We start from the raw sequence: 20,240 nt of genomic DNA, 5'->3' as shown, positions 1-20,240 counted from the left end.
TGCCCTGTCTTCAGTGCGCCAGCAAGACAGGCACGCGTCCGTCGCGCAGCATCGTTCGGGTCACGCCGCCGAACACGAACTGGCGCAACCGGCTGTGGCCATAGGCGCCCATCACCATCCAGTCGGGCTTCAGCGCTTCGACGGCAGCCATCAGGGCATCCTCCACAGCGCGCCCGTCCCGTGGCCAGCTATGGACTTCCGCTTTGATCCCATGGCGGGCAAGATATTCGGGGGCATCAGTCGCGGGGAAGGCATTTTTGTTCGCTTCCTCCACAGTCACGATATGCACATCCTGCGCGAGCTTCAGCAGCGGCACCGCGCCCCGCAGAGCCGCCGATGCTTCCTGCGATCCATCCCAGGCGACCAGCGCCCGTCCCGCTACCATCAGCGATTTCGCCGATTGCGGGACGGCCATCACCGGCACCGGCCCTGACAGGGCCAGTTCGGCGGCGATCGGCGGTGGATCGGTGAGCACCCTGCGCGGCCCTTCAGGCAGGGTCACGACGATGACATCGGTCAACGCCGAGGCGGCCAGTAGGCCATGAAGGATATCGCCATCGAGTTGCCGCCAATCCCAACTCACACCTTCTGCGCGAAGCCTTTCCTCGGTACGCGCTTTGATTCGCTCATCAATTTCACGCAGCTCGTTGATGATGGAAGGCGCCAGCGCCGCGCCGCCATACATGTCCGCGGCCACCATATCGGGCATTTGCGTCACCTGAACGCAACGAATGTGCGCCCCCGTCGCGCGCGCGATGTCGCACGCCGCTTGCAGGCGGCTTTCCGCGCCTCGATCGTCATGGATATGAAGCAGTATCGATTTCATCTCACATCTCCTGCCGAGGAACCGTAACTTGTCCTTGCTGGCTAGGATCTGATGGGCTCCGCCGCCATCCGGGATAGTCCTTATAGTCTTTGTCCCCCGAAAACCCGATCTGGGTGGCATGACATGGACAACGATACGCCTCGAACTCGCACGCACACCTGCTTTTCCGAACGGATCGGCAGCTCGCAGCTATGTCATGCGCCTGCCGCTGGGCCAGGACGGCCTGATCGACGAGCAGGAATATCGGCATAAACCCGAACTCGCCACCGTCCGGCGCTTCTGGCCGAATGAACCCGACCGGCATGGCTGGCTGCTACGGACTACCAACGGCTGGGCGCTGTCCTATGAGCCGGGTGAGGAGGATGACGAGCGACTCTTCCGCCTGGACGCGCATGCGATTCAGCCCGGTAGCTATCTGACGCTGACCGAGCCGGATGGCGAGCGCCTGCCCTTCGTGGTGAAGGCACTCGCCGCCGCATAGGGTTCAGAACTTTACGCCCACACCCACGCCAAAGACCAGCGGATCGAGATGCACGCGCACCTTCTGCACGCCCGCCGCCGTGGTCGAGAGCCGGGCCGTCGTATCGATATCGATATATTTGACATCCAGGTTCAGGAAGATGCTGTCCGTCAAATCGACATCAACTCCGGCCTGCGCCGCCCATCCGAAGCTGTCCGACATGTGCACCCTGGTCGCGCCCACCGCGCCCTCCAACGCGTTCGACGCCTTTTCATTGTAGAACAGCGTATAATTGACCCCCGCCCCGACATAGGGCCGGATCTTGGCTTCCGGCAGGAAATGATATTGCGCCGTCAGCGTCGGCGGCAGCACCCAGGTGGATGCCAGACGGCCGATCGCCCCGGTCGTTCCAGTGCGTCCGCTGGCGCTGTGCTTGGTCGTGGCGGCGATCAGCTCAAAGCCTACATGGTCGGTCGCCATATAGGTCACGTCGATCTCCGGCATCACGCTGTTATCGACTTTCACCTTTTCGCCCGGAAAGGCGGGCAGCACGCTCCCGCTTCGTTCATTGGGCGCAACCATGATGGCGCGCAGCCGCACCAGCACGTCGCCTTGCGCAGCCTGCGCGGGTGCGGACATGGCGGCGCAACCAGCCGCTGCTCCAAATAAGATAGTCTTGATGTGCATTTCCAAAGTCTCCGTCCCTGTTGTCGGTGACATGGCTTTGCCCCGGCGCCGCACGCCCGGCATTGATCCGGCGCAAGCGGCAATTTGACCTGGCTCAATGCTGTGCGCGCTATCCCATGCGATCCGGTTCAGCCATGTGGACCTACTATCCTGACCTGCTGGCCCAGCCGGTGCCGCGCTACACCAGCTATCCCACCGCCGCGCAGTTCACCGCCGATGTGGGCGCGGATGATCTTGCAGCCCGGCTGGACGGGGTGGAAACGGACGCGCCCCTCTCCCTCTATGTCCATATCCCCTATTGCCACGACATATGCTGGTATTGCGGCTGCAATACAGGGGCGGCCAATCGCGCCCAGCGGCTGACCGCTTATGTGGAGGCGCTGGAACGAGAGATGGCTTCCATCGCGGGGCGCTTGCGCAGACGCGGACGCGTCGCGCGGATCGCCTTCGGCGGCGGTAGTCCCAATTCGCTGCCGCTCGTCGATTTCGTCCGCCTGCTTCAGCAATTGCTGCTCTGTTTCGATGCGCGTCACGCCGAAATCTCGGTCGAACTCGACCCGCGCCGCCTCGACGCCACCTGGATTTCCACCATGGCGGCCATGGGCGTCAGCCGCGTCAACCTTGGCGTACAGACCTTCACCCCGCATGTTCAGGCCGCCATCGGCCGCATTCAGCCGCTCGACATGGTGGAGCGAGCCGTCGATCAACTCCGCGCAGCCGGGATCGCGATCGGTTTCGACCTCATGTACGGCCTACCCGGCCAAAGCCTCGACGATCTTGCGGCGACTTTGGAAGCAAGCATCGCGATGCAACCCGCCCGTGTCGCCCTGTTCGGCTATGCCCATATGCCGCAACTCTTGCCTCGCCAGCGCCGCATCGACGGCAGCAATCTGCCCGATCTCGCCGCGCGCTTCGACATGGCCGCACAAGGCTTTCGCATGTTAACCGCCGCTGGTTATGCGGCGATCGGCTTCGACCATTTCGCCCTGCCGCAGGACGGCCTGGCAATAGCAGCACGTGACGGACGGCTGCGCCGCAACTTCCAGGGCTTTACCGATGATCCTGCCGATATCCTTTTGGGTCTGGGCGCCAGTGCGATCAGCCAATTCCCGGACCTCATCGTCCAGAATGAGAAGCAGGCCGGACCTTGGCGCGAACGCGTGGAGCGCGGCGAGCTTTCCGCCACTCGCGGCACGCTGCGCACGGGCGATGACCGGCGTCGTGGCCGGATCATCGAGGCGATCCTCTGCCGGGGCGAAGCGCATGTGGGCACTTCCCTGCCCCTGCCGGACCTGTCGCGCTTCGAGCGACTTGGCCTATTGCGATTGAGCGAAGGCCGAGTGCAACTGACACCCGGCGCGCTCCCCTACGCCCGCAGCATAGCCGCCGCATTCGACAGCTATCTGCAACCAGCGGAAAAGCGGTTCAGCCATGCGGTTTAGTGCGCTGGCGCTGGCAAGCCTCGCCTTCGTCAACCTCTCGGCCGGACAGGTGCCCCACTTTGCGGCGCGTTCGCCCTATTTCTGCGGCCGCCCCCCTCTCGGTTGGAAGCCTCCGGGCCAACACAAGCCCGCGCTGCCTTCGGACGAGAAGATGGGCTGCCACTTCCTCATGTGCGGACGCAAGCGCAATCAAGCCAGAGCAGATGGGTCTTGCCCCACTTAGTTGAACCGTTCACCCCGTCGTCATCCTGGACGACCGAACCAGCAGAACCGACGTTCGACCGCGATGAAAGGAAGCTTAGACGCCGCGCAGCGCGACATATGCGCCCACGGCGATCACCGTGACGGCGAACAACCGCTCCAGCAGCCCTTTGCGCGCCGCCATCTTTCGGCCGAGGGCGATACCTATAGCCGCCCCACCGACACCGCCCGCGATCAATACCCCCACGAGTGACCAATCGACAAAGCCCGACAGCGCATAGGAAGACGCAGTGGTGAGACCCAGCGCCGTGACGACGACGAGCGACGTTCCCACTGCATTTTTGAGTGGCATGGCAGTCGCCATCATCAGCCCCGGCACGATCAGGAAGCCGCCGCCGATCCCGAAAAAACCAGCGGCCAATCCCACTCCAAGGCCGATCGGAACGAGGCGTGGCAACAATCGACCAGCGGTTGCTCGCGACAGCCGTACATCGGGCGCGTCGGTGGCGCGCTTCGTCCGTAGCATGGAAAGGCCCACGCCGATCATCAGCAAGCCAAACAGCATCAGCAATCGCTGGCCGTCTACAGCCTTGCCGATTTCCGCGCCGATCGCCGCGCCAGTGACGCCAGCTCCCGCGAAAACGAGGGCGCATGGCCATTTCACCGTACCGGCGCGGGCATGGCCGATCAGGCTGAAAGCCGCATTGGCGGCCACGGCGACCGCTGCCGTCCCGATGGCGGCATGAGCAGACCCCACGCCCACCACATAGACCAGCAGCGGCACGGCAAGGATTGAGCCGCCGCCCCCGACCAGACCCAACACGGTCCCGATCAGGCCGCCCGAAGCCAGAGCCGCAACGATCATGGCCGGAGACATGATCAGCCTACGCGCCGAGAGAGCGGCGATTCCATGGCATCGCCTGCAACAGCTTCGCCATGCCGCACCAGCCGGTCGCCCCCGCCATCATCAACCCCGCGCCAACAAAGGCCGAAAGGCCGAAAAAGGCGGGAGCGACGAGGAAGCCGAGCAGGACGCCCAGCAGCACAAGGCCACCGGCCACCAGTTGCACCTGCCGCATGATCTCCAACGGCTGTGCCCGATCGAGGCGCGTCGGCAATCCCGCCGCGCGCCAGCCGTCCAGACCGCCCTGAAGTATATGGCAGGGCGTGAAGCCCGCCGCCGCCTGCAAGGCTGCCTCATTGGCTTGCGTTCGCATGCCTGACTTGCAGTGAAAGATGATTGGCCCGGCCACCTGTGGCAGTTCCGCCAGACGATCGAGCGGGACATGGATCGCCCCCGGAATATGCTCGCGGGCATGTTCGTCAGGTCCACGGATATCGACGAGCGTGGCGCCCTTGGCCACGGCTTTATCCGCGTCGTGCGGGGTAATGGTTGTGATCGGCATCGGATCATTCCTTGCAGAAGATGGTGTAGAGACTGGCGAGCAACTGTTCCGTCCGCGCATCGGCGATGCGATACCAGAGCGTCTGGCTCTCCCGTCGAAAAGCGACCAGCCCCTCCTCCCGCATCCTGGCGAGATGCTGCGACAAGGCGGATTGCGACAAACCCACCTCTTGCGCGAGGTCGCCCACGGTCATTTCGCCATGTTCGACCAGCTTGCACAGCACCATCAGGCGCCGGGCATTGCCCATCGCTTTCAGCAGGTTCGAGACTTCGCCCGCCTTCTTTTCGAAGGTGGCGAGGTTCATCAACGGAGGGATCATCATGCACTCCATTAGATATTGCTAATTTAGATATATGTAATATATTGTCAAGGAGCAATGGAGGACGACATGGACACAAAGCCCCTGATCGAAGCCTTTTTCGACGAGGCGACCTATACGGTGAGCTATCTGGTCGCTGACCCCGAAACCCGGGAGGCGGCAGTCATCGACCCCGTGATGGATTTCGACGTCGCCAGCGGTGAGGTCGATACGCGCTCAACCGAGCGGCTGCTGGCCTTCGCTGAAAAGCAGGGTTGGCGGATCACTATGGTGCTGGAGACGCACGCCCATGCCGATCATCTGTCCGCAGCACCCTTTATCAAGGGCAGGACCGGTGCGCCGATCGGCATTGGCGAGCATATTTGCGACGTACAGAAAATCTTCCGTCCCGTCTTCGGACTCAACGACATGCGGATCGATGGTTCGGATTTCGACCGGTTGTTTCGGGATGGCGAGCAGTTTTCAGTGGGCATGCTGCGCTTCACCGTCATGCATGTTCCGGGGCATACACCTGCGGACATCGCTTATCTGGTCGGCGATGCGGCCTTTGTCGGCGACACATTGTTCATGCCTGACTATGGCACGGCGCGGGCGGATTTCCCCGGTGGCGACGCTCGCATTCTTTACCGTTCCATCCGGCGGCTGCTGAGCCTGCCCGATGAGACCCGCCTGTTTCTGTGTCATGACTATAAGGCGCCCGGCCGCGATGACTATCGTTGGGAAACGACAGTTGGTGAAGAACGGCGCGCAAGCGTCCATATCCATGACGAAGTGGATGAAGACAGTTTCGTCGCCATGCGCGAAGCCCGTGATGCGACGCTGCCCGTGCCTCGGCTGCTATTGCCTTCGATTCAGGTCAATATCCGCGCAGGTCGTTTCCCCGAAGCGGAAAGCAACGGCGTTCGCTATCTCAAAATTCCGGTGAAGATGAAGACGGTCTAACTGCGACTTATACCTATCGCGATCTGCTCCGATGCGCTTAGGCTAGCTAAACCCATGTTCAATATCGCTCACCCCTATCTTTCCCTGATCGCATCGATCGCAGTGGGCCTGCTTGTAGGGATGGAGCGCGGCTGGACACAGCGGAACTTCGGCAAGGGTCGACGGGTCGCGGGCTTTCGCACCTTCGGGCTGATCGGGTTGCTTGGGGGGCTCGGTGGCCTTGCCCCCGACATGGTCGCCGCTGCCCTGGGCCTGGGCGTCGCGGCCGTGCTAACGGTCGGCTACAGCCGAAGCGCCGATCAGGATCATCTGTCCGCAACCACAACGCTGGCGGGCCTGCTGACCTTCGGCGCCGGTTTCTGCGCCACTCGCCTCTCCCCTGCTCTAGGCCTGGCAACAGGTGCGGCGATCTTTGCGATCCTGAGCTCACGGCAATCGATGCACGCTTTGCTCCGGGGAATGGATGAGAGCGAGATTGAGGGTGTGTCCCGCTTCCTGCTGGTGTCTCTCGTCATCCTGCCGCTACTGCCAGATGCCTCCTATGGCCCTTACGACGCCTGGAACCCCAGGAAGATCTGGATGGTGGTCGTCTTCGTGATGGGACTGTCCTTCGCCGGTTATGCCATCTCCAGGCGCTTCGGCCGCGATCGCGGCGTGTTGCTGGTCGCGCTTACCGGGGCCATTGTGTCGTCCACCGCCGTCACCGCCGATTATGCCAGGCGGCTCCGCGACGAACCCGATGGCCGAGGATTGCTGACGGCAGGCATTGCGGTCGCATCAATCGTGATGTTCGTCAGGGTGCAGTTGGTGGCGCTTGTCCTCGTTCCCCGCGCGCTGCCGTCTCTGGCACTGACCATGGCTCCGGCAGCACTTGTAGCCGTCGCGTTCGCCCTGACCGCATGGCGTGCCCACGGCAAGGGCGGCAACGGAGCCGCGGTCGCCAATCCCCTGGGCTTTACCCCTGCGCTTCTGCTGGCTGCCCTTGTCGCGGGATTGTCGCTCGCCGCGCGTTGGGCGTTGGAACATTTTGGGCAAGAGGGCATGGCAGTCGTCCTGACTCTCACCGGGATATCGGACGTCGATGCAGCCGTGATGACGATGGCGGGCCTCCCCCCACATACGATCGACGATCAAACCGCTGGCTTCGTACTGGGCGGCGCGGTTCTGGCCAACACTTTGGCCAAAGCGGTCATGACGGTGGGCATCGGTTGGGGCCACGGCGGCATGAGAGCCGCAATACCGCTGTTCGCCGCTCTTGCAGCGGCGGCGGCGAGCCTTGCCGCCTGGATCGCGATCGGCTGACTTTCCCGCCACGCGCAACATGGGACGGAGCGCTGGCACCAGCTCAGTGGCCGAGTATCAAAGGCCGTTTACTGCGGGTAAGCAGACGCCGTGTCACGCCACCGAATGTTTCCATGATCCTTCCGCGGCCATAGGCGCCCATGATAATATAATCCGCCCTCCATTGTTCGGCCTCTTCCTCGATTATCGCGTCCGCAGGATGAAGGCGATCGTTGAGAACCCGAATGCTCGCGTGCACATTGTGACGCGAGAGATATCGGGCAGCGTCACTAGGTTCAGCCTGAATCGAGCCGTCCTTTATGGTCAGCACTTCGACCTCCTCCGCCAGCGCAAGCAAAGGCGTGCAGGCTCGCATCGTTGCGATGCATGAAGGATGGCCATCCCAAGCGAGCAATGCCCGTTTGATGCTGAAGCCATTGACCTCTTGTGGCACGGCTAGCACCGGGACCCGGGCGTGCATCAGCACCTGGCCGACGATCGTCCGCATGTCTGGAAGGGGATAACTGTCCAATTGCCGATTGAGGACGACAATGTCCGCAAGCGCGGCCTCCTTCAGGAGGCAGCTTGCTATCTCCCCTGTGATGTCGACCCAGTCCCAACTCACATCCTCTTTGGCGAGGCGAGCGCTGATCTTTGTCTTGTTCCGGGCTTCGCTCTGGCGCTCATCAAGCATGACAGCGGTTTCGCCAAAACCTGCATAAAGATCGCCGGCTATGACCGGAAATGGCGTGACATCGATGCATTGAAGATGGCCGCCGAGGGCACGGGTCAAATCCAGTGCCGCTTGCAGTCGAGCTTCCTGACCCTCATCATCATGTACCAGGAGAAGAATATTCTTCATCATAGCCTCCTCGACAAAGGCATCAGGTTAAGGCGCGTCATCTATAGCAGGTATGGGGAAACATACTTAGAAGCGGCAGCGTCGCCTTTCTTGCCTCATAAACCGGCCGCCTGCTCCTTTTGTTGACCCAAGGGGAGCCCCGCCGCCGACTTGTCCTCAGCCGCGATGAATCCCTGCCGCATAATGCAGGTTATGGACTTTACCAGTGGTACTGGAACATCATCCTGCCGCGCTCGCTCTTACCAGAGAGATAGAGCACCAGCGCCAATAGCTGCACCGAGGCTAGGCTTTCGGAACACCACCGCGCGTTCGAAAGCCGCAGCTCTCGTTAGGAAGATAGATCGCCATGTCCACGATAGGTCCGCAACCTCAAGTCGAGAGCACATCCCCGCCCGTTCCCCGCGACCTGAAACATGTGTCGCTGAAGGAGGATATGGAGGTGCAATATTGGTCTCAGCGTTTTCAGACATCTCGGCGCCAATTGGAGGAAGCGGTGGAAAAGGTCGGCCATAGCGTTAATGCGGTAGCCGACTATATCGGTCGAAACCGCTGACGTGCCATGAACCGCATCGACCCGCCACTGCCCCGTAACACAAGACGGGCGGATCGCCTTGAATTGGCGATTTTTCCCGCCGATAGCCGACATGCCTGCTTCTACAAAACCCTGCCCCGATCAGGTAGACGTCCCAGCCGCTCACTAGTCGCAGACGGGGCGTTCCCGGAGTTGACGGGCTAGCTTTCCAGCATTTCGCGGATGCGAGCGGAGAGCATTTCGATCTGAAATGGCTTGGTGATCATCTGCATGTTGTTGGATAGGAAGCCGCCCCGCACGGCGGCCCCTTCCGCATAGCCCGTCACAAACAGGATGGGCAGGTCGGGCAAATGCGCTCGCGCGATTTCCGCCAATTGCCGCCCGTTCATTCCCGGCAAGCCAACATCGGAGATCAGAAGGTCGAAACGCCGCCCGGACTCCAATATGCGCACCGCCTGCTGTCCGTCGGCGGCCTCGGTCGCCTTGTAGCCCAATTCCTCAAGCACATCGCGCACGAGGAGCCGGACGGAGTCATCATCTTCGACCAGTAGCACCGACTGGCCGTCGCCATGATGAATGGCAGCATGTTCGACGGATTCGGTTTCAACTTGTTGTTCCGCGACCGGCAGGAATATCCTGACCACCGTCCCTTCGCCCACCGTCGAATTGATGCGCACCAGGCCATTCGACTGCTTGGCGAAACCATAGACCATCGACAGGCCGAGACCCGTGCCCTGCCCGATCGGTTTGGTCGTGAAGAAGGGATCGAACACCTTGTCCAGTGTGTCGTCATCGATGCCGACGCCGGTGTCAGACACCCCAACCATGATATAGCGGCCCGGCGTGATGCCTGGATTGCGCGCGCAACACTCCGCATCCAGCTCCACCTCTTCACATGACAGCGTCAGTCGGCCGCCGTCAGGCATCGCGTCGCGGGCATTGATCGCAAGGTTGATGATCGCGCTTTCCAGCTGATTGGCGTCCACCAGCGCCGTCGGCAACGGGGGGGAGGAAAGGATTTCCACCTCGATCGATTCATTCATGGTGCGGCGGAGCAGGTCCTCCAGCGAATGAATGAGCTTGCAGACGTCGGTGGGGCGGCTGTCGAGCGATTGCCGCCGGGAAAAGGCGAGTAATCGGGACGTCAGCGCCGCCGCGCGCTGCGCCGACGTGCTGGCGGCATCCATGAAGCGATCAAGGTCGTCCAGTCGGCCACTGGAAATCCGACGCTTCAGGATGTCGATGGCTCCAATGATGCCCGTCAGCATATTGTTGAAGTCATGCGCGATCCCGCCGGTCAATTGACCGACCGCCTCCATCTTCTGCGCCTGGCGCAACGCTTCCTCGGCCCGGGCGCGTTCTTCCGCCTCGGCTTCCAATCGCAGCAGCGCCTCCCGCAATTCGCGCGTGCGGGCATCAACCTCCTGCTCCAGCCGCTGGGCCGCCTCCGCGAGCGCCTGCTGGCTCCTCTTCTGCTCGTCTATATCGACAATCACTGAAATCGAGCCGGTGACCCGTGAGCTGCCGGGGTCGAGTAACGGCACGCCGCTTACCCGGGTCCAAACCGAAGGACCTTCTGTCGGGTGATGCAGAAACTCGATTCCCCGCACCTGCTCGCCCTTCAGAGCGCGCATCGTCGCGAAGCGATCCCGCGTGATACGGCTTCCATCCTCTTCATAGCCTTCCCACCGGTCCTCCCCGTCAGGCAGCCGGGCGGGGATGTCTCCGCTGGGCAGGAAGCGGCGGAATGCGGGGTTGGAAAGCAGTGTGCTGCCGTCGGTGTTTATGAACGCGACGCCGACCGGAAGATTTTCGAGCAATGTATTGAGGCGGCCGCGTTCCGCATCGATGGCCGCGAACTGGTCGCGGATCTGCAATTGTTTCTGCCGGGCCCTTATGCCCGACGCGACAGCGCTGATCAGTGATTCCCCGCTGACCGGGCGTTCCAGCAGGATGACGCTGAGCGCGTTATCGGGCAGTCGGCGTCTGATGGCCTCGCTGGAAGCAAAACGGCCCGCCTGCCGTCCGGCGAGCAGTATGAAGGGAACATCCGACCATGCAGGCTGCGCATCCAGCGCGCGGTGCAGGGGGCCAAGGTCAGTGAACAACGCTTCTTCCGTGACCAGCGCGACGCCCGTCTGCTCATCGATCGCGTCGGCCACCTCCGTCAAGGTGGGGCAGATTTGGACCCGATGCCCCTCCCCCCGCAGCAGCCGCGTCACGCTGTCGGCGTCGCTGCCATAGGGTGCGCTGACGATGACCCGGAGGGTTAAGGATGTCGCGGCCTTATGCACGGCCGTCGCGATCCTCCATCAGTGGTGTAGAGGCTCCCAGATATTCCGGCGTTCCGGTCAACACGCCCCTGAAATCGGAGAGCGGCGCGCCGACGCGAACGCCATGGGCGTCGATCCTGAATTCGCGGATGGAGTCTTCATGCGCGCCGCTGCGGTGCTTGATGACCGACAATGCCTTCCGGATGCGCCCCTCTGCCTCGAAAAAGCGCAGTAGGATGACGATGTCCGCGATGTAGGACACATTCAGCTCATCGGTTCGCATCGACCCGAAGAAACCCTGCTGTGGATTGACAAGCAAGGTCACGACGCCCCGGTGGCTGAGGTAAGACAGAAGTTCGTGCAATTGCAGGATCAGCTGCTGTTCCTGAGGCATGGCGGCCAGATAGCCGTTGAGGCTGTCGATCAGGATGATGCGTGAATTTCGCTCCTCCACTTCCTGCCTGACCATGGCGGCGAATTCGCCGGGCGCGACCTCTGCCGGATCGATCTGGCGGATGACAAGGCGGCCGTCGTCCATCAAAGCCTGTAGATCCGTTCCGAACAATCGCGCCCGGGTAATGAGCGTTCCGATGCGCTCATCAAATTCGTATATCACCGCATTTTCGCCGCGTTCGCAGGCGGCGATGACATATTGCAGGGCCAGCGTCGTTTTGCCCGCGCCCGCAGGACCAGTGATGAGCGTGCTGGTACCGCGTTGGGGGCCGCCGTCCAGAATGGCGTCGAGCTCCGGAACCTTGCTGGCAATCGGTTCGCCGACGAACGGCGCATGATGGTCGGACGCGATGAGACGGGGGAATATGTCGATGCCACCCTTCCGGATGATCATGTCGTGATAACCGGCGACGAAATCGACGCCGCGCATCTTCTGGATTTGCATGCGCCGCCGCGCCGCACCGAAATCAAGCGTCAGCCGCTCGAGCGTTATCACTCCATGGCAAAGGCTGTGCAGGTGATTGTCGCGGATACCCGCGCCGCCCGTCAGGTCGTCCACGAGCAGAACCGTGGTGTCGATCTGCGCGAAAAATTGTTTGAGGAACAGAAGCTGGCGCCGGTAGCGGAGCGGGTCCTGCGCCAGAAGCCGCAATTCGGACAGGCTGTCGAACACGATGCGACGGGGTTTCAACCGTTGCACCTCTTCCCGGATCAGTTCGATGGTGCCGCCCAATTCCATTTCCCAGCTGTGCAGGATCGACTGGTCCCGTCCTATGCCCAGCACTGAATCGGCAGAAGCAAGTTCGAAGAGGTTGACGTTGTTCAGGTCCCAGCCGTGCGAGGCAGCGACGACCGATAATTCTTCGCTGGTTTCCGACAGCGTCACGTAGAGGACTGGCTCGCCCGCCGCCACGCCTTCGAGCAGGAATTGCAGCGCGAGCGTCGTCTTTCCTGATCCGGGAGCGCCTTCGAGAAGATACAGTCTTTGGGCAGGCAGACCTCCCCCCAGCACCAGATCGAGCCCTGAATTGCCCGTCGAAACGCGATCAAAAATTCCTGTCATTCAACCATGCCTCCGTCAGCACGGCCGTCAGCATATCGATCAAAGTCACAAAATCCATCGCCTGCCAAAGCAGGATCAGACGCACCGCACCGCAAAATCATGCAGCTATAACGCCGCAATATCCCGGCGGTTGCATCTTCATTGCAATGGCTTAACGACCGGGCGCGTCGTGAGGCGCAGGGATGTGTCGGTGCCATCGGGGTGGGTGTCGGCCGGATTGACTCCACACCGCTTCCTTGCAGCGGCTACGGGGCTGGATCATAGGCGGCTGACACAGCCACTGCTGATCGGAATAGAAGAGTGACCCAATCCTGCGACCTTGCGATCCGAATACGGCGCGCGGCATTCAACCGGGCGTTGGCGGAGATGGACCTGAGCGCGATAGGCCCGCTGCTGTCACCCGCCGCGATACTGGTGACCGGTAGTGATAGCGGAGTGATCAGCAGCCGGAAGGCGCAGCTGATGGCATGGAAGCGCGAGTTCGCGTCGGCCGAGCGCACCATCTATGTCCGGATGCCCACTAGCATCACCGTCTCGCCGATCGAACCGATGGCGATGGAACAGGGCGAATGGAAGGGTGTGGCAGCGGACGCGCAGGAGCCGACCGCGTCCGGCATCTACAGTGCGAAATGGCGCAAGCTTCGGGACGAGTGGCTGATCGAGGCGGAAATCTTCGTGACGCTCGCCTGATGTTGGTTGGCCCGGCGGACAAGGCCGGGCCAGCCGAAAGTCGTCAGTCTAGAGCCTTCGCCATGATCCGGCCAAGCCGTTCGGCAAAGGCGCGCGGATCGGTGGGCAATTCGCCATCGGCAATCCGCGCCTCGTCCAGCAGCAGCCAGGCGGCATCTTCGCGCAGGCTATTATCGTCCTGAAGGCCGCTCAGCCGGACGATCAGGCTGTGGCGCGGGTTGAGTTCTAGCACAGGCGCCGAAGCCCCGCCACCGCGACCGGCGGCCGCCAGCAGCTTTTCCAGCTGGCGATCCATGCCATGCTCCGCCGCGACGAGGCAGACCGGGCTTTCGGTCAGCCGCTCGGACACGCGGACGTCGGAAACCTGATCCTTCAGCAGCTCCTTCGCAAAGTCGATGAAGCTGCTGACTTCCTCCGACGCAGCGGGCGCGGCCGTCTCGCCTTCGGGCAGGGGCATGAGGCTGAGGTCGGCAAGGCCCTGCGTCACCGATTTAAAGGGCTTGCCATCATAATCGACGCCAGCGGTGACCCAGAAGCTGTCCACCTGATCAGTAAGCAGCAGCACCTCAATGCCGCGCGCGCGGAAGCCTTCGAGCTGCGGCGAGGACGCAAGGCGGTCGAGATCAGAGCCGGTGGCGTAGTAGATCGCCGTCTGGTTCTTCTTCATGCCCTCGGCATAATCCTTCAGAGAGCGCCAGCTATCGGTCGAAGCAGTGGATTTGAAGCGGGCCAGGCCGAGCAACTGCTCGCGGCGGGCGAAGTCCTCGTACAGCCCTTCCTTCAGCACCGCGCCGAAATTGTCCCAGAATTTGATATAGGCTTCGCCATCATTGGCGGAGAGCTTTTCAAGTTCGGTGAGGATGCGGTTGCTGACGCCTTTCTGGATCGCCGCCAGAACGGGGCTTTGCTGGATCATTTCGCGCGACACGTTAAGCGGCAGGTCGCTGGAGTCCACCAGGCCGCGTACGAAGCGCAGGTAGCGCGGCAATATCTCGGCCTCGTCGGTGATGAAGACGCGGCGGACGTAGAGCTTCATGCGGCCGGCGCGATCGGGATCGAACAGGTCGAACGGCTTCATTTCGGGGATGAAGGCCAGCACGGAATATTCATGCAGACCCTCGGCCCGATAGTGCAGCGTCAGCGCGGGCTGGTCGAACTGACCGGCGACGCTGCGGTAGAAATCGGTATATTCCTCCGCGCTGATCTCGCTCTTGGGCTTGGTCCAGAGCGCCGCGCCATCCGCGATCTGCTCGGGTTCGGCATCGGGCTTCTCCTTGAGGAAGATCGGCACGGGCACATGGCCGGACTGATCCTTGATGATCTGCTGGACGCGATAGCGTTCGGTGTAGGACGCGGCGTCTTCCTTCAGATGCAGGATGACGCGGGTGCCGTGGTCCGGCGCCTCGGCTGTTTCGGCGGGCTGGACGGTATAGGTGCCAAGGCCATCCGACGACCAGCGCGCCGCCTGGTCCGAGCCTGCGCGGCGGGATAGGACGTCGACGCGATCGGCGACCATGAAGGCGGAATAGAAGCCGACGCCGAATTGGCCGATCAACTGCGTGCCTTCCGCGTCCTTGGCGCTGGCGACGCGTTCCATGAATGCCTTCGTGCCCGAACGGGCGATGGTGCCGAGCGCTTCGACAAGTTCGCCCTCACTCATGCCGATGCCATTATCCTCGATCATGAGCTGACGGGCGTCGGGATCGAGCGTCACCGTCACTTGCGGGCTGCCGCCAGCGGCGAGCGCGGGATTGCTCAGGCTTTCATAGCGCAGCTTTTCGCAGGCGTCGGCGGCGTTGGAGATGAGTTCGCGCAGGAACACATCCTTGTCCGAATAGACCGAGTGCACCATCAGGTGCAGCAATTTGGCTACGTCAGCTTCGAAGGAACGGGTTTCAGGAGCAGCGTCGGTCGGGTTCGTCATGGCGTTTCTTTCATGCCCTCCAATGAATTGGCCGCCGGACAGATGGCGCGGGGAGCGGCGGGTTTCAAGCTGGATGGGGTTCAATTCATGAATGAGAAGGTGAATTAATCGCGTTTGGAATGGGGAAAAGCATGTGTAACCAACATATGTGTTTGGTTACATCAAATATGCTGATATAGCCCGGAAATGCTGGATTTTTCATCGTCTTCGGAGCAGGCCTTTCTTTTGCTGGGGAGGCTTGATGGGCGGCTTGCCAACAGTCCGGCCACCGACATCTGGCTTGCCCGGTCGCGCCTTAAAGGGGCTGCCGCGCTGGCCAGTGTCGCGTCGGTGCCCATTTCCGTCGGAGATTTGCAGGACTGGATTTGCGGGCGGACGCCCCCACCCCGCCATAGCGAGGGGCTGAACGACCCCTTGTCGATCGCGGCGCTGGTTCATTTCGTGCTTTCGGCGAGCGAGGGTGAGCGGGATCCGATCGCGCGGGCGACGCTGAACATATCACGCCAGCTGCTGGACGACAGGAAAGAGGCGGAGATCTGGGCATCAGACGATCTGGTGCGCTTCGGCCCGGCCTGGCGGGCGGTTCAGGCGGTTGTGGAGGCCCCCTACCCTTCAACGGGCGTGGAAGAGGTGGCGGGGCGCCTCATCGCGGCGCGGGAGGGCCTAGCGGCGCCTATGAGCGAGGGGCAATTGCTGACGACGGCGGATGGACGGCAGTTGCACATTGATCCCCGTCGGACAGATTTGGGATGGGTGGTGGCGGCGCACATCCCGGCGGCACTAGAGGCGTGCGGGTTGACGGCACGGCGACTGCCGTCCTTCGTTGATCTGCCCCGATTTCCCGGCGCGGATATAAGGACGCTGACGGGGCAGCTGATCGAAATGATCGGACGGCAGGCCGCGCAAGGGTTGGCGGAACTTAACCGACTGGAGGCGCGGCTCAAGAAGCTGCCCGAAGAGCTGCCAGTGACGAAGCGGAGCAAGGCGCCCCTGCTGATGCGGTTGGAACTGGCCTATCCAGGTTTGAGCAAGGTGGCGATCGCGCGCCTGCTCGGCATCTCCCATCAAGGAGCGACCAAATTGGTGTCGCAGCTCGCTTCTTCTCTTCCTTCCAAAAACTAGAAGAATCTCCTTCTGGTTATAGGGTTTAGTAGAAAGTTAGAGAGTTAAGCCTGCGTGGGATGCGGCAAAAGTGGCGGGGATAGGCGAGTCGGGCGAACCGGGCTGTTCCCGAAAGGTCGGGCTTTCGTTCCCGGAGTGTCGAGGCTGGTGTTCCTGATGTGTCGGGGGATCGTTCCTGAAGGAGCGTTGGCCGTTCCCGGAGTGTCGATGGCGTCCGGATAAGGTGGGGATTTCAGCAGGGATTGAATCAGTTGCAATGGTCGGCCGCTTAATGTCGTTCAAAAGCTGTGGATGAAATGAACGCGGCTGTAGGTTCGGGAAATCAGGCGCCGAACACATTGTGGAGCAACCGACACTTCGGGAACGCTTATGCGCTAACGAGCAAGGCCGGACTGACGAGGGGGCCTTTTGGGCCGAAACGTCAAAGGCGGTGGCGGTTCTTTTCATGGAAACGGCGCACGAAGCCGATGAAGGCTTTCTGGTAGTTGACCGGCGTGCGCGTCGGGTCAGCGTCGAGCCAGTTGCGGAAATCCTGATGGAGGGACTGATAGTCCCAACCTGGACATTCGGTGCGCAGCGTGGCGAGGGTTGCGTCGGTGAGTTCGCCAGCGGTCGCGCGGGAGGAAAGGCTGGTGACCGTGCGGCGGATGACATCCCCGGCGTCGAGAAAGGGTTGCGGATCGGCCGCTGGACTTTTGCTGGTGGAAGCGAGCGTACCGTTCAGAGCCGCGACCTTGGGTGCGATGCCCACTTTCTTGGATGGGGCGTCGTTTGAGGCGCGTGGGGCTTCGGCCGACCGGCGGCTCATGCGTAGCGATGGCTCGCGCTTACCCTGGGGCTGTTCGAGCAATAATGTGTAGCCGGGCAATGGGTCACGTTCGGCGATCTTGGCGATCTCGAACTTGAAGCGGCGATATGCGCCTTCCGCGCCAGACTTTTCGAACAGGGTTGGCATGGATATGGAGAAGCCCCCCTCCCCTGCCCCGCCAGCATGTTTGCGCGCGACCTTGTACAGCCAGCGTTCGCGTCCCCCCGTCAGGTCGAAATAGGCGCGATCGATGGACAGGACACCGCCCTGCATCAACACGCCTTCGTAGAACCAGTTGCTGAGTTCAATGGTCATGCCGCGCGAGCGTTCGGTGCGTTCATCGACAAGCTGGGTCCAGCCATCGAGCCAGCTGAAGGTCGCTTCGCGGCGGTTTTCGGCGCGGATGTTGGTCTTGATCGTGGTGGACACCAGACGGTCGAGCGACTGGCCGAGCAATTCATAGGCGCGGCCGGTGGTCGGGCGATGAATGGCGCGCAGCAGGTCATAAGGCATGAGATGCAGTTTGCGCGGCACGTCATTGATGCCGCGCCGGGCCATGTCGGCCAGAACCGAGGCGCAATAGATGAGGATGTCGGCATCCCAGATGGTCGCCATGCCGTAATCGGGATTGGCGGACACATGGACCCAGGCTTTGCCGTCGGGGGAGGTATAATCGATCGGTTTGACGCGCTTCGACTTGGCGAGGCTGAAGAAGGGGCGCTCCATCATCTCGCGCTGGTCGCGCAGCGGCATGTCCGCGATATAGGGGAGGAACAGCTCAAACTGATCGGTAAGCTCGGCCTTGCCGGTGCGCGTCATGGGCGGCTCCTTGGCAAGGGCAGGGTGGCGAGGGTGTTTCCCCGGGGAAACGGGGATGGAATTAGTGCGAAAGAATGAAGTCTGCGGGAGGAGAGGGGAGGGTGGCCCAATCCGGACCTTTCCTGTTTCCCCGGGGAAACAGCGCGTGACATCAGGGCGGGCAAGATGCCCGTCCCCTGTGTCGCGATGCTGTTGTGCCCCCCCGAGCCTGTCACTGCTGTAGACCCATTCCCTGCCGCTCAAGATGTTCGAGCGTGTCGCGGAGCGCGGTCGCCAGCGTTGCCATGTCCGCCCCCGAGCCTGCGTGGAAGCGGATGGTGATGCCCTGGCGGTTGACCGACTGCACGGTGAGGGCGGGGCGGCCGTAGCGCGTGGTCCAGGTGAAGGGCTCTTCCTTCGGTTCCGACACGGCTACGCGCGGCGCGTCGAGCAGGCGCTTCAAGACTTCGGCAGCGGGGAGGAGCGGTGCGCCCGCGTAACGGCGTTCCCGTTGTGTCGTGATGAGCCGCGCGGCCTCTGCGTTGATGGCCGGGGCAGCAGCAGGATCATCCAGCGCCTGTGCCAGCGGATAAGCGGGCTTTAGCTGGACGTCGCCGGGCGAAGGGAAGGCGTCGATGATGTAGTCAGGAATGCCCGCGACCTTGATCATCTTGCTCAGCCAGCCCTTGGAGAGCTTGAGCCGTTCGGCCATGCGCGTGAGGTGGCTGCCATAATGGGCGCCCAGCGCTTCGGCATAGTTGCGCGCGCGTTCCAGGTCGGTGACGTCCTTGCGCGCGCGGTTTTCCAGATCGGCGAGGCGGAAGGCCGCTTCATCGTCCAACTGGGCTACCTGCGCCACGAACATCATGTCGGGATAGCTGTGTGCCCGCAGCCAGCTGATCGAGAAGTGGCGGCGCGTGCCCGCGATCACTTCATAATCATGGTCCGGATCGCCTTCGACACGGCGGATGACGGCGGGCACTTTTTGCCCGCCCTCCGCGATGATGGAGTCGATCAGTTCGCGGCAATTGTCCTCAGTCAGATGGGAGTAAAGCCGGGCGTTGCCGCGCCAGATACGAACCTTTGCTGGATCGAGCAGCAATTGCGTGACCTGCCGCACCTCGCCTGAGGCGAGCCGGGCAAGCGCGGTTTCGCGGCCGAGCAGTGTCGCGCCGCGTGCGCGTTCGGGGCGAGCCGGGGCAGGGGAGGGGGACGACGTTTCGGCCTGGGCAACAGGCGGGCTGTCGGCCGCTGGAACGGGGGCGGGGCTTTCCGCCTCGTCTGACAAAAGGGCTGCCAGATAATCCGATTGCTTACGCGCCATGGGCTTGTCCTCCGATTCGCGGGGAACATATGGTGAACATGTCTGTGTAGGACAGCTTTGATTTTTGTTCGCGCAGAGGCGCAGAGGCGCGGAGAGGGTGTGTGAGCGGCGCAGCCCCTTTTTCAACGCAGGCGACAGCGTCAAGCTGAAGCCTCGCATCGGCAAATTTGCCTGCGGCGCTGTGCGTGCCCTCCGCATCTCCGCGTCTCCGCGTGAAATCAAGCCGCATTGACGATGTCCTCCTCACGCGCGGGAGCGACGCGGCCCCAGCTTTGGCGGACGAGCGCTTCGATCTGGCCCATGGCTTCGTCGAGATTGGCGCGGCAGCGCTTGTGAGTGCGTGGCGTGCCGATCGGCTTTTCCAGTTCGTACACGGTCATCATGCGCAGCGCGGCATGGCTGATTTCCGCACTGTCGAGGATGGGCACGGGGAGAAGGGCAGGGCCGAAGCTCTGCTCCATGATCGCGCGGACCATCGAATGGCTGGGATCATTGCTGTCGAATTTCGAGCAGAGCAGGCGGATAAACTGATAGTCGACCTCTATGCCAGCGGTTTGCAGCTGCTTGATGACCTGATCCATCATCGAGAGGAACTGGACGGTCGAACAGAAGTCCGGCGTCGTCGCGGCGAGCGGGACCAGCAGGGCGTTGGCCGCCTGCATCACCGCAAGGCTGATCGTACCGAGCGCTGGCGGGGGATCGAGCAGCACCACATCATAATGGCGGGCGAGGTCCATCAAGCCCTGTTTCAGCTTGCGGAACCGCGCCGCCAGGACGGAGCCGCCGTCGCTGCCCGCCGCCGCCAGCTCATATTCCACGTCGAATAG

The 20,240-nt window shown here is 62.2% G+C and carries 19 protein-coding genes (1 of these 19 cut by a window edge); 7 read left to right on the top strand and 12 right to left on the bottom strand.

Features of this window, described 5'->3' with window-relative positions; genetic code table 11:
* Positions 1 to 10: 10 nt before the first annotated feature.
* Positions 11 to 826 (bottom strand): universal stress protein, encoded by an 816-nt coding sequence (locus tag ACYU81_RS15725; RefSeq protein WP_460988544.1) that lies wholly within the window; start codon positions 824 to 826, stop codon positions 11 to 13.
* Between the two features lie 118 nt (positions 827 to 944).
* Here ACYU81_RS15725 and ACYU81_RS15720 point away from each other — a divergent pair, with 118 nt between their 5' ends.
* Positions 945 to 1,307 carry a hypothetical protein gene (locus ACYU81_RS15720; protein WP_460988542.1) on the top strand — a complete coding sequence of 121 codons (363 nt, stop codon included), beginning with the start codon at positions 945 to 947 and terminating at the stop codon, positions 1,305 to 1,307.
* Between the two features lie 3 nt (positions 1,308 to 1,310).
* Here ACYU81_RS15720 and ACYU81_RS15715 read toward each other — a convergent pair whose 3' ends face one another.
* Positions 1,311 to 1,973 (bottom strand): OmpW/AlkL family protein, encoded by a 663-nt coding sequence (locus ACYU81_RS15715; RefSeq protein WP_460988541.1) that lies wholly within the window; start codon positions 1,971 to 1,973, stop codon positions 1,311 to 1,313.
* Between the two features lie 134 nt (positions 1,974 to 2,107).
* Between ACYU81_RS15715 and hemN the strand changes: the two genes are divergently transcribed.
* Positions 2,108 to 3,415: an oxygen-independent coproporphyrinogen III oxidase gene (gene hemN, locus ACYU81_RS15710; RefSeq protein WP_460989116.1), complete on the top strand. Its 1,308-nt coding sequence runs from the start codon at positions 2,108 to 2,110 to the stop codon at positions 3,413 to 3,415.
* 298 nt (positions 3,416 to 3,713) lie between these two features.
* Here the strand turns inward: hemN and ACYU81_RS15705 are convergent, their stop codons facing one another.
* The 3 genes from ACYU81_RS15705 to ACYU81_RS15695 are packed head-to-tail and all read right to left on the bottom strand — an operon-like array spanning position 3,714 to position 5,344.
* Positions 3,714 to 4,493, bottom strand: a complete 780-nt coding sequence (locus ACYU81_RS15705; protein WP_460988540.1) for a sulfite exporter TauE/SafE family protein — start codon at positions 4,491 to 4,493, stop codon at positions 3,714 to 3,716.
* 7 nt (positions 4,494 to 4,500) lie between these two features.
* Positions 4,501 to 5,022, bottom strand: coding sequence for a rhodanese-like domain-containing protein (locus ACYU81_RS15700; RefSeq protein ID WP_449469623.1), 522 nt, complete (start codon positions 5,020 to 5,022; stop codon positions 4,501 to 4,503).
* A 4-nt stretch (positions 5,023 to 5,026) separates the two neighbouring features.
* Positions 5,027 to 5,344 (bottom strand): ArsR/SmtB family transcription factor, encoded by a 318-nt coding sequence (locus ACYU81_RS15695; protein WP_460988539.1) that lies wholly within the window; start codon positions 5,342 to 5,344, stop codon positions 5,027 to 5,029.
* 66 nt (positions 5,345 to 5,410) lie between these two features.
* Between ACYU81_RS15695 and ACYU81_RS15690 the strand changes: the two genes are divergently transcribed.
* Positions 5,411 to 6,283 (top strand): MBL fold metallo-hydrolase, encoded by an 873-nt coding sequence (locus tag ACYU81_RS15690; protein ID WP_460988538.1) that lies wholly within the window; start codon positions 5,411 to 5,413, stop codon positions 6,281 to 6,283.
* Between the two features lie 54 nt (positions 6,284 to 6,337).
* The gene (locus ACYU81_RS15685) at positions 6,338 to 7,585 is read left to right on the top strand and encodes an MgtC/SapB family protein (protein ID WP_460988537.1); all 1,248 of its coding nucleotides are present in this window, start codon (positions 6,338 to 6,340) and stop codon (positions 7,583 to 7,585) included.
* Between the two features lie 43 nt (positions 7,586 to 7,628).
* Here ACYU81_RS15685 and ACYU81_RS15680 read toward each other — a convergent pair whose 3' ends face one another.
* The gene (locus ACYU81_RS15680; protein WP_460988536.1) at positions 7,629 to 8,426 is read right to left on the bottom strand and encodes a universal stress protein; all 798 of its coding nucleotides are present in this window, start codon (positions 8,424 to 8,426) and stop codon (positions 7,629 to 7,631) included.
* A 346-nt stretch (positions 8,427 to 8,772) separates the two neighbouring features.
* Between ACYU81_RS15680 and ACYU81_RS15675 the strand changes: the two genes are divergently transcribed.
* On the top strand, positions 8,773 to 8,979 hold the full coding sequence (locus tag ACYU81_RS15675; RefSeq protein WP_449469633.1) for a DUF3606 domain-containing protein: 207 nt from the start codon (positions 8,773 to 8,775) through the stop codon (positions 8,977 to 8,979).
* A 179-nt stretch (positions 8,980 to 9,158) separates the two neighbouring features.
* Here ACYU81_RS15675 and ACYU81_RS15670 read toward each other — a convergent pair whose 3' ends face one another.
* Both ACYU81_RS15670 and ACYU81_RS15665 read right to left on the bottom strand, forming a co-directional pair.
* Positions 9,159 to 11,252 (bottom strand): hybrid sensor histidine kinase/response regulator, encoded by a 2,094-nt coding sequence (locus ACYU81_RS15670; RefSeq protein WP_460988535.1) that lies wholly within the window; start codon positions 11,250 to 11,252, stop codon positions 9,159 to 9,161.
* Positions 11,245 to 12,747: an ATPase domain-containing protein gene (locus tag ACYU81_RS15665; RefSeq protein WP_460988534.1), complete on the bottom strand. Its 1,503-nt coding sequence runs from the start codon at positions 12,745 to 12,747 to the stop codon at positions 11,245 to 11,247. Before ACYU81_RS15665 ends, ACYU81_RS15670 begins: the two co-directional genes overlap by 8 nt.
* Before the next feature lie 300 nt (positions 12,748 to 13,047).
* On the opposite strand from ACYU81_RS15665, the gene ACYU81_RS15660 reads away from it, so the two are divergent.
* Positions 13,048 to 13,437: a nuclear transport factor 2 family protein gene (locus tag ACYU81_RS15660; protein ID WP_460988533.1), complete on the top strand. Its 390-nt coding sequence runs from the start codon at positions 13,048 to 13,050 to the stop codon at positions 13,435 to 13,437.
* Between the two features lie 43 nt (positions 13,438 to 13,480).
* Here the strand turns inward: ACYU81_RS15660 and htpG are convergent, their stop codons facing one another.
* Positions 13,481 to 15,361, bottom strand: coding sequence for a molecular chaperone HtpG (gene htpG, locus ACYU81_RS15655; RefSeq protein WP_460988532.1), 1,881 nt, complete (start codon positions 15,359 to 15,361; stop codon positions 13,481 to 13,483).
* Positions 15,362 to 15,586: 225 nt separating this feature from the next.
* On the opposite strand from htpG, the gene ACYU81_RS15650 reads away from it, so the two are divergent.
* Positions 15,587 to 16,483: a hypothetical protein gene (locus ACYU81_RS15650; protein WP_460988531.1), complete on the top strand. Its 897-nt coding sequence runs from the start codon at positions 15,587 to 15,589 to the stop codon at positions 16,481 to 16,483.
* A 421-nt stretch (positions 16,484 to 16,904) separates the two neighbouring features.
* Here the strand turns inward: ACYU81_RS15650 and ACYU81_RS15645 are convergent, their stop codons facing one another.
* The 3 genes from ACYU81_RS15645 to ACYU81_RS15635 all read right to left on the bottom strand — a co-directional run.
* Positions 16,905 to 18,110, bottom strand: coding sequence for a replication initiator protein A (locus ACYU81_RS15645; protein WP_460988530.1), 1,206 nt, complete (start codon positions 18,108 to 18,110; stop codon positions 16,905 to 16,907).
* 211 nt (positions 18,111 to 18,321) lie between these two features.
* Positions 18,322 to 19,413 (bottom strand): ParB/RepB/Spo0J family partition protein, encoded by a 1,092-nt coding sequence (locus tag ACYU81_RS15640; protein ID WP_460988529.1) that lies wholly within the window; start codon positions 19,411 to 19,413, stop codon positions 18,322 to 18,324.
* Positions 19,414 to 19,631: 218 nt separating this feature from the next.
* Positions 19,632 to 20,240: the 3' portion of an AAA family ATPase gene (locus tag ACYU81_RS15635; RefSeq protein WP_449469649.1), read on the bottom strand. The gene runs 588 nt beyond the window's last position; the window shows 609 of its 1,197 coding nt (coding positions 589-1,197); its start codon lies beyond the right edge, outside the window; the stop codon is at positions 19,632 to 19,634.

Source organism: Sphingobium sp. TomTYG75 (genome assembly GCF_054771635.1).
Note: the sequence above shows the minus strand (reverse complement) of the source record. Positions and strands in the feature narration are given on the sequence as shown.

Bases quoted from the DNA above. Each gene is read 5' to 3' on its own strand.
- ACYU81_RS15725 (WP_460988544.1), bottom strand. From the start codon at position 826: ATGAAATCGATACTGCTTCATATCCATGACGATCGAGGCGCGGAAAGC.
- ACYU81_RS15720 (WP_460988542.1), top strand. From the start codon at position 945: ATGACATGGACAACGATACGCCTCGAACTCGCACGCACACCTGCTTTT.
- ACYU81_RS15715 (WP_460988541.1), bottom strand. From the start codon at position 1,973: ATGCACATCAAGACTATCTTATTTGGAGCAGCGGCTGGTTGCGCCGCC.
- hemN (WP_460989116.1), top strand. From the start codon at position 2,108: ATGTGGACCTACTATCCTGACCTGCTGGCCCAGCCGGTGCCGCGCTAC.
- ACYU81_RS15705 (WP_460988540.1), bottom strand. From the start codon at position 4,493: ATGTCTCCGGCCATGATCGTTGCGGCTCTGGCTTCGGGCGGCCTGATC.
- ACYU81_RS15700 (WP_449469623.1), bottom strand. From the start codon at position 5,022: ATGCCGATCACAACCATTACCCCGCACGACGCGGATAAAGCCGTGGCC.
- ACYU81_RS15695 (WP_460988539.1), bottom strand. From the start codon at position 5,344: ATGATGATCCCTCCGTTGATGAACCTCGCCACCTTCGAAAAGAAGGCG.
- ACYU81_RS15690 (WP_460988538.1), top strand. From the start codon at position 5,411: ATGGACACAAAGCCCCTGATCGAAGCCTTTTTCGACGAGGCGACCTAT.
- ACYU81_RS15685 (WP_460988537.1), top strand. From the start codon at position 6,338: ATGTTCAATATCGCTCACCCCTATCTTTCCCTGATCGCATCGATCGCA.
- ACYU81_RS15680 (WP_460988536.1), bottom strand. From the start codon at position 8,426: ATGAAGAATATTCTTCTCCTGGTACATGATGATGAGGGTCAGGAAGCT.
- ACYU81_RS15675 (WP_449469633.1), top strand. From the start codon at position 8,773: ATGTCCACGATAGGTCCGCAACCTCAAGTCGAGAGCACATCCCCGCCC.
- ACYU81_RS15665 (WP_460988534.1), bottom strand. From the start codon at position 12,747: ATGACAGGAATTTTTGATCGCGTTTCGACGGGCAATTCAGGGCTCGAT.
- htpG (WP_460988532.1), bottom strand. From the start codon at position 15,361: ATGACGAACCCGACCGACGCTGCTCCTGAAACCCGTTCCTTCGAAGCT.
- ACYU81_RS15645 (WP_460988530.1), bottom strand. From the start codon at position 18,110: ATGACGCGCACCGGCAAGGCCGAGCTTACCGATCAGTTTGAGCTGTTC.
- ACYU81_RS15640 (WP_460988529.1), bottom strand. From the start codon at position 19,413: ATGGCGCGTAAGCAATCGGATTATCTGGCAGCCCTTTTGTCAGACGAG.